This is a genomic window from Alteromonas sp. KUL106, from assembly GCF_009811415.1.
GTDB lineage: Bacteria > Pseudomonadota > Gammaproteobacteria > Enterobacterales > Alteromonadaceae > Alteromonas.
This window is the reverse complement of record NZ_BLIG01000092.1, coordinates 1-519: the sequence shown is the minus strand read 5'-3', so window position 1 is coordinate 519 and position 519 is coordinate 1. Positions and strand designations below refer to the sequence as shown.

Below are 519 nucleotides of genomic sequence, written 5' to 3'. Positions count from 1 at the left end.
ATGGCAACCGCGAGCGTAAGACTAGACCAAGATCTAGTTGAGAAAGCTACAATTATGGGCAAAGCACTAAACCGAACTATGCCAAAACAGATAGAGCATTGGGCTAAGATAGGTGAAATGATGGAAGATAATCCAGATTTGCCTTACGAATTCGTAAAACAGGCAATTATCTCCAAAGCTGAAAAAGAGGCAGGAAAATTGGAACCTTACGATTTTGGCTAGGATTACCAGTGTTTTACAGACAGCTAATTTTAAGAGAGCAGTAAAAAAGTTACATCAGAATCAGAAAAAAGACTTGGATAAAGCTGTTAAGGAGCTAATGGCCGCTCCTCTTCTAGGCGAGCAGAAAAAAGGCGGCCTAGCCTTTCTTCGTGTGTACAAATTCAAGATGGTCAAGCAGTTAACTTTACTTGGTTACAGCTACGAGGATGGCACTATAATACTTGGATTGATAGCTCTTGGCTCTCATGAAAACTTTTATCGCGATGTTAAAAAGTTATTCTGACCAATTGCGTATAA

2 protein-coding genes are annotated in these 519 nt (G+C 39.7%); both read left to right on the top strand.

What is annotated here, in order from left to right; translation table 11 throughout:
* A partial coding sequence (locus GVO63_RS19370) for a hypothetical protein (protein ID WP_012518669.1) occupies positions 1–222 on the top strand: 222 nt, incomplete at its 5' end.
* Positions 215–505: a type II toxin-antitoxin system RelE/ParE family toxin gene (locus GVO63_RS19365; protein ID WP_159582078.1), complete on the top strand. Its 291-nt coding sequence runs from the start codon at positions 215–217 to the stop codon at positions 503–505. The genes GVO63_RS19370 and GVO63_RS19365, both read left to right, overlap by 8 nt.
* Positions 506–519 lie beyond the last annotated feature (14 nt).